Source organism: Streptomyces sp. TLI_185, from assembly GCF_003814765.1.
Classification (GTDB): domain Bacteria; phylum Actinomycetota; class Actinomycetes; order Streptomycetales; family Streptomycetaceae; genus Streptomyces.
In genome coordinates, this window is the sequence record NZ_RKRB01000001.1 from 4,838,449 (window position 1) to 4,854,326 (window position 15,878).

The following is a 15,878-nucleotide window of genomic DNA, read 5'->3' on the forward strand; positions in this document are numbered from 1 at the left end:
CGCCGGAACGCGGAAATGCCGGATCGGGAGCAGCCCCGGTCCGGCACTCGCCGATCGCACCTCAGAAATTGAAATGCGGCGTCGTGACATGGGGTGCCCTGATGTGCGGCGCCCTGATGTGGGGCCGCTTGAACCCCTTGGGCGTCGGCGCCTTGTTGGTGCAGTCCACCACCGGCCCGACGCGCGTCGACCCGTTGTTGAGCATGCCGTCCTCGGGCAGCACCAGGCGCGGCCGCGTCGTCGTCGAGCAGCTCTGCGTCTGCTTGACGACAAACGTGCCGCGCTTGTTCTTGTGGACGCTCTCGGTCTTGTGCACGCAGACGGTTTCCCCTGCGGCGTTGGTCTTGCAGCCACGCGGGTTCTCATCAGCCTGCGCCTGCACGGCTCCGACGCAGATCACGGCGAGACTTCCGAGGATCCCCGAGACGATTGCGATTTTCTGCCGACTGAACATGCGCTGTGTTCCTTTGATCGATATATCGGTACAGCCCGGACGCGCACCCTGATGGGTTTTCTGCGCGTCCGGGCTGCCTTTGCCGTTGAGGGTTTTGTTCAGGTCGTTGCGCCGGGGGCTTCTTTACCTGGAGCCGTACGGGGCGGCGTACTGCGGCGCGTACTGCGGGGCATACTGCGGCGCGGGCTGAGGTGCGGCGTACTGGGGCGCGTACTGCGGCGCGGCGATGTACTGGGGGGCGATGTACTGGGGCGCGGGCTGAGGTGCGGCCATCGGGGCGGCCTGCGGCGCGGACGGCGGCGCGAAGTTGACGTTCATCGGCGCGAAGTACGGAGCCGCCTGCGGGGCGGCACCATACGGAGCCGCCTGCGGGGCGTCGTGCGGAGCCCATCCCCCGCCGCCCCCGTAGGCCACGGCGTTGGCCTGCGAGGAGGCCACCGCGGTGGCCCCGCCTCCCCAGCCGTCGGTGGCGCTGCTGACGCCGGCCCCGAGGGCGGAGAGCCCCGCGACCGCTGCAATTACTGCTGCGGCCCGCTGAAACTTGCGCATGATTAGACCCTTTCCTAGCTGGGCGGGAAGCCCTGGCTTGACTACTTAATGTGAGCATATACACACGAAACGTAGTCATTTGGGATCTAGGGCCCTTCTGTGCACCGTGTCGGCTTATGCCAAAGCAGCCTTCCGCCCGCTCGGCCGCGGACTGGGAGAGGGAAAGGGAAAGGGATGTTGCGGGATGGGCAGTTGATGACGGGGTCGGTCGCGCACTTGGCGCTCTCCCGTAAAACGACGATTGCCCCGGCTCAAGTCACGGGCAGCGTGCGGCAGTCACCCATCTGCCGCGGACAGAGAAAAACCGGCATACAAAAAACGGACGGCCGGTCCGGGTCGCCCCGGTCCGGCCGTCCGCCGCTCGGAAGTGCGGGCCTCAGCCCAGCAGACCGCCGGGCAACTCCGAGGGATGGTCGTTGTCCTGCGGCCCCGGATCGTTGGGCGAACAGGTCACCTCGGGCCCGATCTTGGTGCTCCCGCTGTTCAGCAGGGGGATGACGGGCAGTTCCATGGGCGTCTGCGGTGTGCAGGTGTTGGCCCGGCGGACGATGAAGTCCTCACCGTCGGACGTCTTGCCCGCGAACCGCTGGACACAGGTGACGTCACCCGACGCGCTCACCGTGCAGGCTCCCGGGCCCGCTGCGGCATACGCCTGGGTCGCTCCGGCGCAGGTCACGGCGAGGCCGCACAGAAGCCCCGAGACGGCCGCGATCTTCTTCCTACTGAGCATCTGATCCGTTTCCTTTGTGAGGGGCACCCGGGCGCCGTGCGCCGCGGGCCGGCCCGTTTCGCCTACGAAGTGAAGGGCTGATCTGCTGAAGGAACTTCCAGAGCCATCACGAACGCATGCGGGCCACTGGAGCGGCCTCGCGCTCCGGGCGACCACACGTGAACGGGCCCCTGCGGGGGGTGACCCCGAGGGGCTCGCGGAAAGCGTCGTCCACGATCACCCAGTGAAGGCGTTGTTGAACTGACCGCAGGTGGTGTCGAACGTCTCGGAGAGACCGAGAACGCCGATCGGGAGGTCGCCGTCAGCCACCGTCTGCGGGCTGCACTCCTGGTACGGGCGGTAGTGCTCGGTCACCTTCGGCTTGGCGTCGTGGCCATGGCCGTGGCCGTGGGCGTAGGCGGTGCCGGCGCCGGCACCGATGACGGAGAGACCGCCAGCCGCCACTGCTGCTGCGATCATGGCCTGTTGAAGCTTGCGCATGAAACCCTCGGTCCTTCATTGCCTGGATGTCGAGGCAGATTGCCTACTGTGACTGGACGAACACTAGCAGTAACAACTAGGCATTCCACACTGCCGGATATCCCGTGTCCACTCGACGCGCGGCAACTCCGGCTTCCGCAAAGTCCGTTCGAAGGAGGGCGTATTCTCCACGTACGAGAATGGGGGCTACTCGCCCCCGGCCGGGGTGAACTCCGGCTTCTTGAACGCGACTTGTTCGTATGTTGAAATGCCCGGCGCAGTGAATAGCGGTGTTCCGCAGACCGATTGGCGCACATCCGCCGATCACTCAATCCACTCAAAAGTGGGAACACCCCATGTTCCGGGTATCTCATTTCGCGGTCGCGGCATTCCCTTGATCGGGTCCGCCCGATTCGGGCTCCAACTGCGACAGGAGACGCCCGTGCGAATCACCGACATCCAGCGCTGCGAAGTCCGGCCCGGACAGCTCGTCGAGTGGGCGCTCAGTCCGGCGACCGTCACGGTGGCGGCGGGCCTTCCGGAGGACCCCCGCCCGCCGGCGTACGTCCAGGAGTCGCACATCAGGACCGCCCGATCGGTGCACGAGGACGGCCTGTTCGTGCCCACGTGGGTCGGTACGGCATTCGACATCCCGGGCAGGGTCGACCTCGACGCGCTGCAGGACGCCCTGCGCAGCTGGACGCTCCGGCACGAGACGCTGCGCAGCGGATTCCGCTGGGACGGCGACGAGATGCGCCGATTCACGCTCGACACCGAGGACGTGTTCCTCCACCGGGAGGACATCGGCGACTTCCCCGACGCTGCGCAGCTCGTCCAGCACCTCCAGGACCGCTTCGACGCCTCCGCGAGCGCGCTGAGCTGGCCCAACTTCCTCTACGCGGCGGTCGTCAGGGACGACAGCGCGAGTCTGTACATTGCGTTCGACCACAGCAATGTCGACTCCTACTCCATCCAGCGCATGCCCGCCGAGATCAACGAGCTCTACACGGCGGCCGCCGAGGGACGCCCCGTCGAGGAGTCACCGGTCGGCAGCTACGTCGACTTCTGCGAGATCGAGCGGGCGGACGCGGACCGGATCGACGGCACCCACGCCATCGTCGGCCGCTGGCGGGACTTCATCCGGCGGTGCAACGGGAAGCTGCCCAACTTCCCCGTCGACCTGGGGCTTGAGCCCGGCGGCGACCTGCCCAGGCAGAAGCTGATGCGCGAGATGCTGGTCGACGCGGACGCCGCCGCGGCGTTCGAGTCGTACTGCCGGCCCTTCGGCGGCAGCCTCGTCGGCGTTCTGGCCGCCACCAGCCTCATCGTCCACGAGATCGGCAAACAGCCCGTCTACCGCGCCGTCGTGCCGTTCCACACGCGGGTGAAGTCCAAGTGGTCCGACTCCGTGGGCTGGTACGTCGGCGGGGCCCCGATCGAGGTCGCCATCGACGAGGCGCCGGACTTCCCCACCGCCCTGACCGCCGTGCGCGCCGAACTGCAGGCCAACAGGTCGCTGGCACGCATGCCCCTCGCCCGCGTACTGCGACTGCTCGGCGAGGACTTCCGGCCGACCTCGCCCGACCTGTACTCGATCGTCTCGTTCGTCGACGCACGAGGCATCCCCGGGGCCGAGCGCTGGGACGAACTGGCGGCCTACGGACTGGTGCGGGTGTCCTACGGCGACCAGGTGTGCATCTGGCTGAACCGGCTCCACGAGGGCCTGTGGTTCACCTGCCGCTACCCCGACACCGACATCGCCTACAAGAACATGCGGCTGTACGTCGAGCGGCTGCGGGACGTCATCCTCACCGTGGCCGGCGAGCAGCGCGCCAGCGAACTCGCGCCGCACGATCTCGCCGGGTGAACGGCATGAACAGGGGCGGCCGCAACGGGGCTGCCCCTGTTCGGAGTCACACGACGCACGCACTCACCGCAGGGAGTGCCACCGTGCGGTCGGCCGGCGCCGCGTCGACGAGGTCTGCCACCACGAGCTACGCCTCCCGGGCACCACTTCTGCCGGGATGCGGCCGTCCGGTCCGTAGATGAACCCGCCGCACAGACAGGCGTCGGCGCCGGAGCGCACTGCGGCCCGGGCGTGCTCGGGTGAGCTCGCGTCATGGCTGATGCCCAGGGCCGGCCGCCGGCCGACCACCGTCAGCGTGCAGGACTCGGTGCCCGGCACTCGGCAGGGGGCCACGACCGCTCCGTCTCCTGCGACGACGGTCACGCCCGGCGCCCGGCACGCCTCGCGGATCAGGGTCGGTTCGGGGCCGTGCTCGTATACCGGTGAGGGAGAGCCCGGGGAAGTGGACGACCCGGACCCCGGCGTCCGCCACACGGGCGACGGCCGCCGCCGCATCGGTCGCGTCGTACCGCGCCACCGCCACCCGCAGCCGAACGCGCCGGGTCGCTTCAGCCGCTCATTCGCCGTCATTGCCTCTGCTGGACCGGCTGCACGACAACGACCCCGCTCTGGCAGCCGAGCTGCTCCAGGAGCGGTCGTGCGGCGCCGCAATCGCACAGCGCTCGACTGGGACGACGCCTGGCGGCTCGACACCGGCGGATCGGATCACCCGGACCGCGAGGTGATCGACGTCTCGGTCCGACTCGCGGCGCGGATCCCGGTCCGGCCGGTGCGGCTGATCGCCGAAAGCCGCGGCCTCTCGCGGGCCGAGGCCGAGCGACCCGTCACGGACGGGAAGCTCGTCTCGGCAGTCAGGCTGAGCGGCAAGCTCGCCGACGACTTCACCTTCACGCTCAAGCGCTGAGCGCGGCCTGCTGTCGGAGCCCCCTGTCGGATTCGAACCGACGACCTTCGCTTTACAAGAGCGGCGCTCTGACCAGCTGAGCTAAGGAGGCCTGCACGCAAGCTTCGCGTGCGTGCCCGTGCAGTGTACCCAGGTCCCGGGCGGCCCCTGTCGAAAATTTCCGCGAAGTTCACAGCTCCGGGGGTACTGACAGATCAGGCGAACGCCAGGTAGCGTCCTGAGCCAGTTCACTGTCGTGGACTACACCACCTTCCTACAACGGATCGTCCGGCACGTTCCTGCCGGTAGAAGGGGGCCCATCACCATGGCCACTGTTACGTTCGACAAGGCGACCCGGATCTACCCGGGCACCGAGAAGCCCGCCGTCGACGGTCTGGAGATCGAAGTCGGGGACGGCGAGTTCCTCGTCCTCGTCGGTCCGTCCGGCTGCGGCAAGTCCACCTCGCTCCGCATGCTCGCGGGGCTCGAGGACGTGAACGCCGGCGCCATCCGCATCGGTGACCGCGACGTCACGCACCTGCCGCCGAAGGACCGGGACATCGCCATGGTGTTCCAGAACTACGCGCTGTACCCGCACATGACCGTCGCCGACAACATGGGCTTCGCGCTCAAGATCGCCGGCGTCAACAAGGCGGAGATCCGCAAGAAGGTCGAAGAGGCCGCGAAGATCCTCGACCTCAGCGAGTACCTGGACCGCAAGCCGAAGGCCCTCTCCGGTGGTCAGCGCCAGCGTGTCGCCATGGGCCGCGCCATCGTCCGTGAGCCGCAGGTCTTCCTCATGGACGAGCCGCTGTCGAACCTCGACGCCAAGCTCCGTGTCTCCACCCGTACGCAGATCGCGTCGCTGCAGCGCCGTCTCGGCATCACCACCGTCTACGTCACCCACGACCAGGTCGAGGCCATGACGATGGGCGACCGCGTGGCCGTGCTCAAGGACGGTCTGCTCCAGCAGGTCGACTCGCCGCGCAACATGTACGACAGGCCCGCCAACCTCTTCGTCGCCGGCTTCATCGGCTCCCCCGCCATGAACCTGGTCGAGGTGCCGATCACCGACGGCGGTGTGAAGTTCGGCAACAGCGTCGTCCCGGTCAACCGTGACGCCCTGAAGGCCGCCTCCGACAAGGGCGACCGCACCGTCACCGTCGGCGTCCGCCCCGAGCACTTCGACATCGTCGAGGAGAACGGCGGCGCCGCCGCGGCCCTCTCCAAGGCCACCGAGGACAAGCCGGCCGGTCTCGCGGTCTCCGTGAACGTCGTCGAGGAGCTCGGCGCCGACGGCTACGTCTACGGCACCGCCGAGGTCGGCGGCGAGACCAAGGACCTGGTCGTCCGTGTCGAGGGCCGCCGGGTGCCGGAGAAGGGCTCGACCCTGCACGTGGTGCCCCGCCCGGGCGAGACCCACGTGTTCTCGACCTCCACCGGCGAGCGTCTCACCGACTGAGGCCACTCGGCCGAGCGGCAACTCCCGAAACACCCATCCCGGGTAATTCACCCAGGTTGACGAAGAAGGGCCCCGCAGACCCCTGCGGGGCCCTTCTTGTTGTCGACATTTACCCCGGCACACCGGTCATTTCGAGCAGCGTGCGTCAACTTCGCGCCCCATTCGAGGCGGCTCTTCGTCCCCCGAATTGATTACTAAATGTCGCCAAATCATCACCTGGCGCTACTCTCACTCGCGTGAAGCACTCCACTAACCAACAGACGCGACGCGGCCGGGGCCCCGCCCGCCGGATCGGCCGCACGCTCGCCCTCGTCCTGCCCGTCGTCCTGGTGCTTTCCGGGACCCTCGCGGTCACCCGAGTCAACTGGACGGGAAACCCCTCGGACTCGGTCCTCACCGCCTCGGACGCGTCCGCCATCACCTCGGACGCCAAGGCCGCCCATCGCGCCCCGCAGGACGTGCTGCGCGACAAGCTCCTGGGCGAGCTCCAGGAGGAGGACCCGGGCAGGGTCCTCACGCACCTCCAGCAGGCCGTGAACGAGCGCCCGTCGCTCGCCAAGCACTGCGTGTCCATCGCCCGGTCCCTGGGCCGCGCCGCGGTGCGCATGTACGGCCCCACGCGCGCCCAGTCCTACGCCCGCCCGGTCTGCGACACATCCTTCGCCTCGGGCGTCGCGGGCGCGCTCAGCTGAGCTGGGACCCGTCCCTCCTCCGCCGCGGACACCACGGACAGTTCGGAGGAGGGTAACGGCTGATTAAGGAACGGTTGCCGGCTCCGGACGCGGGCGGGACGCGCCGTACAGTTCGGTCATGACCCATCCGAGCGCCGCGTCCCGCCCCGTTCAAGCCGTCGTCCTGGCCGGTGGCCAGGGCTCCCGGTTGCGTCCCTACACCGACGACCGGCCCAAGCCGATGGTCGAGATCCCCGGTACGGGGACTCCGATCATCGGCCATCAGCTTGCCTGGCTGGCCGAGGAGGGCGTGACCGACGTGGTGGTCAGCTGCGGCCATCTCGCCGAGGTGCTGCAGGACTGGCTGAAGACGGCCGACCTGGCGGTGAAGGTGACGACGGTCGTCGAGACGGAACCGCTCGGGCGGGGCGGCGGACTGAAGTACGCCGCCGCCCATCTGCCGCACCCGGACCAGCCCTGGTACGCCACCAACGGCGACATCTGGACCCGCTTCTCGCTGCGGGACATGGCGGACTTCCACACGGAGCGGGACGCTGTCGCGACTCTGGCACTTGCCCGCCCCCGCATTCCGTGGGGCGCCGTGAAGACGGACGGGTTCGGGCACATCACCGACTTCATCGAGGCGCCGCCGTCAACGTTCGAGATCAATGCGGGCGTGTACGTCTTCTCTCCCGAGTTCGCCGATCTGCTCCCGGAGCGGGGCGATCACGAGCGGACGACCTTCCCCCATCTGGCCCGTGAGCGGCGGCTGGCCGGTTTCCCGATCCCGCAGGGCGCGTATTGGCGTGCCATCGATACGGCGAAGGATCTGACCGAGGCAGCGAAGGAGCTGGCCGCTCTGGGGCGGTAAGAGCTCGGGGGGTGCGGTTGTCTTTTGGCCGCGGGCCGGTGGGGGCTTGTCGCGCAGTTCCCCGCGCCCCTTAAAAAGCAGGGCGTTGCAGTTCTCCCCACGTCGGAGGGGCCCCGCACGGTGTTCGTGCGGGGCCCCTCCGTATGGACGTACGGACCCGATTCCCAGCCGGGGGCTACCCCAGCAGGCCGCCCACCAGGCCCGGGTCGCCGGAGGAGGAGCCGCCGGAGCCTGTGCCGCCGTCTCCGCCGCCGGAGGTGGGGCCGGAGCTGGTGCTGGGGGCGCCGCCGGACGGCGAGGAGTGCTGGGGCGGGGTCCGGCCCGCGGTGCCCTGGGTCTGGCTGGGCGTGCCGCCCGTCGCGGTGGTGGCGCCCGGCGTGGTCGCCGCGCCGGAAGGCGTGGAACCGGCGGTGGCGCCGTGGGTCGGCGAATTCGAGGCCGAGGGCGACTGGCTGTGCCGCTTGTGCGGCTCCTGCGGGAGGGGGGACCCCGGCAGTTCGTTGCGCGGGGCCTCGCCGGGACCGGGGACGATCACCCGGTCGGCGTCGCGGACCGCACCGCCGAGCAGCGAGCCGACAAGCAGGGTGAGGCCGGTCACGATCGCCGTGATGAGGGCGCCGCGGCGCAGGACGTAGGCGCGCAGGTCCCAGATGTCGGAGCAGGGTCCCAGGCGCCGCCAGGCGCTGCCGGCGAGGCGGCCGTCGACTGAGTAGACGGGGGCGCCGGCGATGATCAGCGGGGACCAGGCGGCGAGGTAGATGATGTCGGGGGCGTCGTAGGCAGGAACGGTCTTCCAGCTGACGGTGACGATCAGCGCGGCCGACAGCAGCGCGCCGAAGACGGCGGCGACCCGCTGCCAGCAGCCCAGGACCGTGAGCACGCCCACGACGACCTGTGCGAAGGCGATGACGAGCCCGGAGCCGACCGGGTGCTGCAGGGCGAACTGCCGCAGCGGCTCGGCGACTTCCCAGGGATGCAGGGTGTTGAGCCACTTGACCATGGAGCCGCGCTTGCCGCCGTCGAAGTAGACGGGGTCGCACAGCTTGCCCATGCCGGCGTAGATGGAGATGAAGCCGAGGAAGATGCGCAGGGGCAGGAGGACGACGCCGAGGTTCATACGGCGGCCCGGGTAGTAGGCGTGCCGTGCCGGGTCGACGCCCTGGCGCCTGGCGGGCCGGTCGGCGTCCTCCGTCTCCTCGTCGAACTCGCCGAACTCGTCGGAGTCGTCGAACCCCTCGGGGTCGTCGAACTCGCCCGTCTCGTCGAAGTCCTCGAACTCCTGGGCGCCGTAGGCGTGTTCCTCGTCGTATGCGCTGCCGGCGGTGCGCATGCCGGGGAGGAGGCGGGTGCCGACGATGTCGTCGACGGGGCGGCCGCGCTGGGCGCCGACGATCGGGGTCTCTACGGTCTGTTCCAGCTCGTCGTAGGCCTCGTCGTAGCCGCCGACCTCCACGCGCGGGATGACCTGGGTGGCTCCTGCGTCGACGGACGGGTCGTCGCCGTGCCGGACGCTGCCGCCGCGCACAGCCTGGAGCAGGCGGTGCGCGCCGGTGTCGTCGGGGGCCGACCTGCCGCTCCAGACGACCGGCCGGCGGCGGGCGCCCGCGCCCGCTCTGCCCGCGGCGGTACCGGCGACGGGCGTGCGGGCGGCGTCCTGGGAGGCGGTCAAGTGCCGTGCGATCCGCGGCGATCGGGTGCGGGCCGAGGCGCCGAGCTGCACACGGAAGCTCGCATGATTGACGATGACCTGCGCCGGGTCGCTCGGCACCTTCACCATGCTCAGCGCGGGAGCGTCATCGAATCCCGACGGGCCGTCCCCCGAGGGTGTGCGGGGTGTTCTGGTGTCCACACTCATCTAACCGAGTGACGTGTGGTTAGGACACTGCTTTGACCCGCCGGATGTGTCCGGATCGCGTCAACGTTGTCCGGGACGCCCAGATTGACCCGTACGAGTGATGGTGCGGACGCGTGTTCACTCGCGCCGACGGGCCGCCTCGGCCCGTCAGACCCGCCGCCGAGCCGCCTCGTACAGCACGATCCCGGCAGCCACACCGGCGTTCAGCGACTCGGCACCGCCCGGCATCGGAATCCGCACCCGGAAGTCGCACGTTTCGCCGACGAGCCGGGACAGGCCCTTGCCCTCGCTGCCGACCACGATCACGACGGGGCCCTGCAGGGCCTCCAGTTCGCCGATCTCGTGCTCGCCGTCGGCGGCGAGACCGACGACCACGATGCCCTGCTTCTTGTACGCCTCCAGGGCGCGCGTCAGGTTGGTGGCGCGGGCGACGGGGGTGCGGGCCGCCGTACCGGCCGAGGTCTTCCAGGCGCCGGCGGTCATGCCGGCCGCGCGCCGCTCGGGGACGACGACGCCGTGACCGCCGAAGGCGGAGACGGAGCGGACGACGGCGCCGAGGTTGCGCGGGTCGGTCACGCCGTCGAGCGCGACGATCAGCGGGTCCTCACCGTCGTCGTAGGCGGCGCTCGCCAGGTCCTCGGGGTGGGCGTACTCGTACGGCGGGACCTGGAGGACGAGCCCCTGGTGGTTGAGGCCGTTGGTCATGCGGTCGAGCTCGGGGCGGGGGGCCTCCATGAGGTTGATCCCGCCGCGCTCGGCGGCGAGCTGGAGGGCCTCGCGGACGCGCTCGTCGTTGTCGATGAACTGCTGGACGTAGAGAGTCGAGGCCGGTACGCCCTCGCGCAGCGCCTCGACCACCGGGTTGCGGCCCACGACCAGTTCGGACGACGACCTGCCGCCGCGGCCGCGCGGCACGGGACGGCGCTGCGTCTGCTTGGCCTTGACGGTCGCGATGCGGTTCTTCTTGTGCCCCTTGCGCATCTCGGCGGGCGGGGTCGGACCCTTGCCTTCCAGGCCCTTGCGCCGCTGGCCGCCACTGCCGACCTGCGCGCCCTTCTTGCCGGACATGCGGCGGTTGTTGGCTGCCATGACCTACCTGTCTGCTCTCGAAAGGGTGAAGCGTGCGTTCGTACGTCTATGAAGTGTGCCGCCCGGACGGCCGGGCGGCACAATCGATCTTCTGATCAGCTGCCGGGCTCAGCGCGGGCCGAGGCTCCAGCGCGGACCCTGCGGGCCGTCCTCGATGGCCAGACCCGACTGGTTGAGCTGGTCGCGGATGGCGTCCGCGGTGGCCCAGTCCTTGCGACCGCGGGCCGCCTCGCGCTGGTCGAGGACCAGGCGCACGAGGCTGTCGACCACGCCGTGCAGGTCGTCGCCGCGGTCGGTCTCGCCTGCCCAGTGCTCGTCGAGCGGGTCGAGTCCCAGGACGCCGAGCATGGCGCGCACCTCGGCGAGGCGGGCCACGGCAGCTTCCTTGTCGTCGGCGGCCAGGGCGGAGTTGCCCTGCCGGACCGTCGTGTGCACGATCGCGAGAGCCTGGGGCACACCCAGGTCGTCGTCCATCGCCTCGGCGAAGGCGGGCGGCACCTCGGCGGACGGCTCGACGGGACCGGCCTTCTCCACCACCCGCTGCACGAAGCCCTCGATGCGCGCGAACGCCGACTCGGCCTCGCGCAGCGACTCCTCGCTGTACTCGATCATCGAGCGGTAGTGCGGGGTGCCGAGGTAGTAGCGCAGCACGATCGGCCGCCAGGTCTTGACCATCTCGGAGACGAGGACGCTGTTGCCCAGCGACTTCGACATCTTGTCGCCCGCCATGGTCACCCAGGCGTTGTGCACCCAGTACCGCGCGAACTCGTCGCCGAAGGCCTTGGCCTGGGCGATCTCGTTCTCGTGGTGCGGGAAGATCAGGTCGAGGCCACCGCCGTGGATGTCGAAGGCGCTGCCCAGGTACTTGTGCGCCATCGCCGAGCACTCCAGGTGCCAGCCGGGACGGCCGCGGCCCCACGGCGTCGCCCAGGTCGGCTCGCCCGGCTTCGCGGTCTTCCACATCGCGAAGTCACGCGGGTCGCGCTTGCCGGTCTCCCCCACGCCCGAGGGCTGCTGGAGGTTGTCGAGTTCCTGCCGCGACAGCTCCAGGTAGCCCGGGAAGGAGCGCACGTCGAAGTAGACGTTGCCGTCGGCCTCGTACGCGTGTCCGCGCTCGATGAGGCCCTGCATCATCTCGACCATCTCGGTGACATGGCCGGTCGCCCGCGGTTCGTACGTCGGCGGGAGGCAGCCCAGCGCGGTGTAACCGTCGTTGAACGCGCGCTCGTTCTCGTAACCGATCGACCACCACGGACGGTTCTGCTCGGCCGCCTTCGCGATGATCTTGTCGTCGATGTCCGTGACGTTCCTGATGAACGTCACGTCGTAGCCACGGTGCTCGAACCAGCGGCGCATGATGTCGAAGTTGAGGCCCGAGCGGATGTGCCCGATGTGCGGGGCCGCCTGCACGGTGGCACCACAGAGGTAGATCGAGACACAGCCCGCTGTGAGCGGGACGAAGTCACGGATCTGCCGGGCGTTGGTGTCGTACAGGCGAATAGTCACGAGACCTAGGGTAGTGGGCCGAAGGGGATGCGGGCTGCCGTCCGGCGGTTTGGCCGTGGGGTGCGGGTGTCTGGGGGGTGCGCGCCCGTGGGGGCTGCCGCCCCCACACCCCCGCTTTCGGCCTGAGCGGCCTCGTCCTCAAACGCCGGACGGGCTGATGACCCGCCTCAATTCACCCGCACCACGAGTGCCGTGGCGATCGCCATCAGGCCCTCGTCCCTGCCCGGGAAGCCGAGGCCGTCCGTCGTCGCGCCCGACACCGACACCGGGGCTCCGGCCGCCTCCGACAGGAGCTTCTGCGCCTCGTCCCTGCGCTTGCCGATCTTCGGGCGGGGGCCCACCACCTGTACGGCGATGTTGCCGATGCGGAAGCCCGCCTCACGGACGATGCGGGCGGCCTCCGTGAGGAGGGTGACGCCGGAGGCGCCCGACCACTCGGGGCGGCCGGTGCCGAAGTGCCGGCCCAGGTCGCCGAGACCGGCGGCCGAGAACAGCGCGTTGCACGCGGCGTGTGCGACGACGTCCGCGTCGGAGTGGCCGGCCAGCCCGGGGCCCTCGCCCTCCCACTTCAGGCCCGCGCACCACAGCTCGCGGCCCTCCTCGAAGGCGTGGATGTCGGTGCCGATGCCGACCTGGGGCAACGGCCCGCCGTAGGAGTCAGAAGCCATCGTTCAGCCGCCTGCGGGCCAGGACCGCCTCTGCCAGGACCAGGTCCAGCGGGCGCGTGACCTTGAAGGCCTCCTCGTGGCCGGGTACGACCACGACCTGCAGGGCCAGCTGTTCGATCATGCTGGCGTCGTCCGTGACGTCGTCGGTCACGGTCTCGTGGGCCCGGATGAGCGTGGCCCGGTCGAAACCCTGCGGAGTCTGCACGGCGCGGAGGCGGGAGCGCTCCGGGGTGGCCACCACGGGCTCCGGGTCGCCCGGTGCCGCCGCCGGTTCGACCTCCTTGACGGTGTCGGCGAGGGGCAGCGCGGGTACGACGGCCGGCGCCCCCTCCCGTACCGCCTCGATCACGGCGTCCACCGTGTCCACCGGCACCAGCGGCCGTGCCGCGTCGTGCACCAGCACGATGTCGTAGTCGGGTGGCAGGGCGTCGAGGCCGAGTTTCACGGACTCCTGGCGCGATTCGCCGCCCGGGACGACGAGGAAGTCGGTCCGCTCGGGCAGCGCATGGGCGTCGAGAAGCGACTTCACCTCGGGCGCGCCGTCGGGCGGGGCCACGACGACGACCAGGGAGACCGCGCGGGACGCGGCCATCGCACGCACCGCATGGATGAGCATGGGGGTGCCGCCCAGCGCGCGGAGCGCCTTGGGGGCGCCCGGACCGAGGCGTACGCCCCGTCCGGCGGCCGGAATCACCGCAGCCGTGCGGGTTCCGGCGGGCGAAGGGCGCGAATCGTCAGACATCGGTTCCTGTCAGGTTTGTGTGCTGGCCTTGCGTGGGTATGGCCTGGGAAGTGCCGGGCGCGACGCCTTGACCGGACCCTTCCGTGACACTGGTCGAGCCAGCTGCCCGGGCCCGGCACGCCAAGTATCACGGGGGAACCTCCCCGTCAGTGCGGACGTACGCAAGGCGCGCCTGAGTATGGACATGCCGCAGCGCCCGGCGACAGAAAACAGTCATCGGGCACCGCGGCATTTCAATGTACTGAGTGCTGAAGCGGGCTTGCGCCTGCTGTCAGGTTCAGGACGCGAGAACCTCGTCGAGCAGGGCCTCGGCCTTGTCCTCGTTCGTGTTCTCCGCGAGGGCGAGCTCGCTCACCAGGATCTGGCGGGCCTTGGCGAGCATCCGCTTCTCACCCGCGGACAGTCCGCGCTCGCGCTCACGACGCCACAGGTCACGCACCACTTCCGCGACCTTGATGACATCGCCGGAGGCGAGCTTCTCCAGGTTTGCCTTGTAGCGACGGGACCAGTTCGTGGGCTCCTCGGCATACGGCGCGCGCAGCACCTCGAAGACCCGGTCCAGCCCGTCCTGACCGACCACATCACGTACGCCGACGAACTCCGCATTGTCCGCTGGCACACGTACCGTCAGGTCACCCTGGGCGACCTTCAGCACCAAGTAGGTCTTGTCCACGCCTTTGATCTGGCGAGTTTCGATGGCCTCGATCAGCGCGGCCCCGTGATGGGGATAGACCACGGTGTCGCCAACCTTGAACGTCATGTGACAGGTACCCCTTCCGTGGCTATCCAGAGTAACACGGAAACCGCGGGTTCTGAATGGCGTTTTCGCAGGTCAGGGCATATCTCGGGGCTTGACAACAGCAACAGGAACGTGCTGCGCGGCCCGAGTGGAAGAAGGTATTCGCAGGTCGGAGCGGCTGTCCGGGGGAGGTGAAACGCGTACGTTACACACATCCGGAGGCCCCTCCAAGCGGAGGAACATCCACATATGTCCGGTTCCAAGTGTGCGACTTCCGCTACTCCGTTCGATGCCGGGAGTCGCTTCCGCGTCGATTCCGGAATTGATCACGGGCACCCGACTACGTGGCCTGTTGTTCTGTGGCTTGTTCCGCGTCGTGATCAATTCCGGGGGCGGCCGCGCATTCCTTCACGGAAATTTTGCGCCCCGCCGGACGGGTATGCCGGAGGTACTTATGTGAATGCCGGACGGGCGTGGGCTACCCCCTGTGGACTACTCCCTGGTGAGCCATGCCGGGGCCAGAGGGAGGGTCGGGTGCGGCGACTCGGGAACGGCTCGGTAACCTAAGGCCGCTGACAGACACTTAGGGCGGCTTTATGAGTCGCCACGCTCGAGTCAAGGAGTTGCCGCCGCCGTGAGCAGCAGCCTTCGACGCGGCGCCCTCGCCGCCGCCGCCATCGCGTTCTCGATCGCCTCGCTCGCCGCGTGCGGCGCGGGCGGCGACGCCCAGACGTTGGAGGTCAAGCCGGACAACGCGGCGGCCAAGGTCGGGAACCTCAAGGTCCAGAACGTCCTCATCATCACCCAGCCCGACCTGCAGTCGACGGGTCCCGCCGCGATCGCCGCGACCCTGTTCAACAACGGCAGCACGGCGCAGACGCTCGACTCGATCACGCTGCCCGGCACCGGCAAGACCGCCGAGCTCAAGCCCGCCAAGGGCAGCGGTCCGCTGACCGTCCCGGCCCACGGCTCTCTCGTGATCGGCGGCAAGGGCAACGCCTCGGCCTCCCTGCCCAGCAGCCGCGAGGCCGTCCAGGACGGCAACGCACAGAAGATCACGTTCACCTTCAGCCAGACCGGCGCAGTGAGCCTGCGGGCCTTCGTGGTCCCGTCCGACAACTACTTCAAGAAGTGGGGTCCGAGCGAGGTCCCGACGGGCGCGCCCAGCACCAGCCCCACGCCGAGCAAGAGCACGACGGCGTCCCCGAACCCGTCCACCTCGGCGTCGAAGCCGTCCACCTCGGCCACCCCGACCGACGCGGCCTCCGCGAGCGTGTCGGCGTCGAAGCCGGCCGCCGGGCATTGAGTCAGTCGTACGACGAAGGGCGGGACC

At 69.5% G+C, this 15,878-nt stretch carries 15 protein-coding genes, 1 tRNA gene and 1 pseudogene; 6 read left to right on the forward strand and 11 right to left on the reverse strand.

Features of this window, described 5'->3' with window-relative positions:
- Positions 1–61: 61 nt before the first annotated feature.
- The 4 genes from EDD92_RS22165 to EDD92_RS22180 all read right to left on the reverse strand — a co-directional run bounded on the left by EDD92_RS22165 (position 62) and on the right by EDD92_RS22180 (position 2,213).
- Positions 62–454, reverse strand: coding sequence for a hypothetical protein (locus EDD92_RS22165; RefSeq protein WP_260326675.1), 393 nt, complete (start codon positions 452–454; stop codon positions 62–64).
- A 123-nt stretch (positions 455–577) separates the two neighbouring features.
- Positions 578–1,003: a hypothetical protein gene (locus EDD92_RS22170; protein ID WP_123965945.1), complete on the reverse strand. Its 426-nt coding sequence runs from the start codon at positions 1,001–1,003 to the stop codon at positions 578–580.
- Positions 1,004–1,379: 376 nt separating this feature from the next.
- On the reverse strand, positions 1,380–1,733 hold the full coding sequence (locus EDD92_RS22175) for a hypothetical protein (protein ID WP_123965946.1): 354 nt from the start codon (positions 1,731–1,733) through the stop codon (positions 1,380–1,382).
- Positions 1,734–1,949: 216 nt separating this feature from the next.
- Positions 1,950–2,213: a hypothetical protein gene (locus tag EDD92_RS22180; protein WP_099929751.1), complete on the reverse strand. Its 264-nt coding sequence runs from the start codon at positions 2,211–2,213 to the stop codon at positions 1,950–1,952.
- 421 nt (positions 2,214–2,634) lie between these two features.
- On the opposite strand from EDD92_RS22180, the gene EDD92_RS22185 reads away from it, so the two are divergent.
- Both EDD92_RS22185 and EDD92_RS22190 read left to right on the forward strand, forming a co-directional pair.
- Positions 2,635–4,059 carry a condensation domain-containing protein gene (locus EDD92_RS22185; RefSeq protein ID WP_123965947.1) on the forward strand — a complete coding sequence of 475 codons (1,425 nt, stop codon included), beginning with the start codon at positions 2,635–2,637 and terminating at the stop codon, positions 4,057–4,059.
- Positions 4,060–4,634: 575 nt separating this feature from the next.
- A pseudogene (locus EDD92_RS22190) lies at positions 4,635–4,963 on the forward strand (DUF1062 domain-containing protein); the annotation flags it as partial.
- 17 nt (positions 4,964–4,980) lie between these two features.
- Here the strand turns inward: EDD92_RS22190 and EDD92_RS22195 are convergent.
- Positions 4,981–5,054, reverse strand: a tRNA-Thr gene (locus EDD92_RS22195).
- A 213-nt stretch (positions 5,055–5,267) separates the two neighbouring features.
- Between EDD92_RS22195 and EDD92_RS22200 the strand changes: the two genes are divergently transcribed.
- From EDD92_RS22200 to EDD92_RS22210, 3 genes are all read left to right on the forward strand, one after another.
- Positions 5,268–6,404: an ABC transporter ATP-binding protein gene (locus EDD92_RS22200; protein ID WP_123965948.1), complete on the forward strand. Its 1,137-nt coding sequence runs from the start codon at positions 5,268–5,270 to the stop codon at positions 6,402–6,404.
- A 236-nt stretch (positions 6,405–6,640) separates the two neighbouring features.
- Positions 6,641–7,096 carry a hypothetical protein gene (locus EDD92_RS22205; protein WP_123965949.1) on the forward strand — a complete coding sequence of 152 codons (456 nt, stop codon included), beginning with the start codon at positions 6,641–6,643 and terminating at the stop codon, positions 7,094–7,096.
- Between the two features lie 118 nt (positions 7,097–7,214).
- Positions 7,215–7,946 (forward strand): nucleotidyltransferase family protein, encoded by a 732-nt coding sequence (locus EDD92_RS22210; protein ID WP_123965950.1) that lies wholly within the window; start codon positions 7,215–7,217, stop codon positions 7,944–7,946.
- Positions 7,947–8,121: 175 nt separating this feature from the next.
- On the opposite strand, the gene EDD92_RS22215 is transcribed toward EDD92_RS22210, so the two are convergent.
- The 6 genes from EDD92_RS22215 to EDD92_RS22245 form a co-directional block, all read right to left on the reverse strand.
- On the reverse strand, positions 8,122–9,801 hold the full coding sequence (locus tag EDD92_RS22215) for a DoxX family membrane protein (RefSeq protein ID WP_185124091.1): 1,680 nt from the start codon (positions 9,799–9,801) through the stop codon (positions 8,122–8,124).
- A gap of 147 nt (positions 9,802–9,948) precedes the next feature.
- A complete protein-coding gene (rlmB, locus tag EDD92_RS22220; RefSeq protein WP_123965951.1) occupies positions 9,949–10,890 on the reverse strand; it encodes a 23S rRNA (guanosine(2251)-2'-O)-methyltransferase RlmB in 942 nt (313 codons plus the stop codon).
- A gap of 108 nt (positions 10,891–10,998) precedes the next feature.
- Positions 10,999–12,396: a cysteine--tRNA ligase gene (gene cysS, locus EDD92_RS22225; protein ID WP_123965952.1), complete on the reverse strand. Its 1,398-nt coding sequence runs from the start codon at positions 12,394–12,396 to the stop codon at positions 10,999–11,001.
- 167 nt (positions 12,397–12,563) lie between these two features.
- Complete coding sequence (gene ispF / locus EDD92_RS22230) at positions 12,564–13,064, reverse strand: 2-C-methyl-D-erythritol 2,4-cyclodiphosphate synthase (RefSeq protein WP_123965953.1); 501 nt, start codon at positions 13,062–13,064, stop codon at positions 12,564–12,566.
- Positions 13,054–13,806, reverse strand: a complete 753-nt coding sequence (gene ispD / locus EDD92_RS22235) for a 2-C-methyl-D-erythritol 4-phosphate cytidylyltransferase (RefSeq protein WP_123965954.1) — start codon at positions 13,804–13,806, stop codon at positions 13,054–13,056. Before ispD ends, ispF begins: the two co-directional genes overlap by 11 nt.
- Positions 13,807–14,083: 277 nt before the next feature.
- The gene (locus EDD92_RS22245; protein WP_003953493.1) at positions 14,084–14,566 is read right to left on the reverse strand and encodes a CarD family transcriptional regulator; all 483 of its coding nucleotides are present in this window, start codon (positions 14,564–14,566) and stop codon (positions 14,084–14,086) included.
- A gap of 613 nt (positions 14,567–15,179) precedes the next feature.
- Here EDD92_RS22245 and EDD92_RS22255 point away from each other — a divergent pair.
- Positions 15,180–15,851, forward strand: coding sequence for a DUF461 domain-containing protein (locus EDD92_RS22255; protein WP_123965956.1), 672 nt, complete (start codon positions 15,180–15,182; stop codon positions 15,849–15,851).
- Positions 15,852–15,878 lie beyond the last annotated feature (27 nt).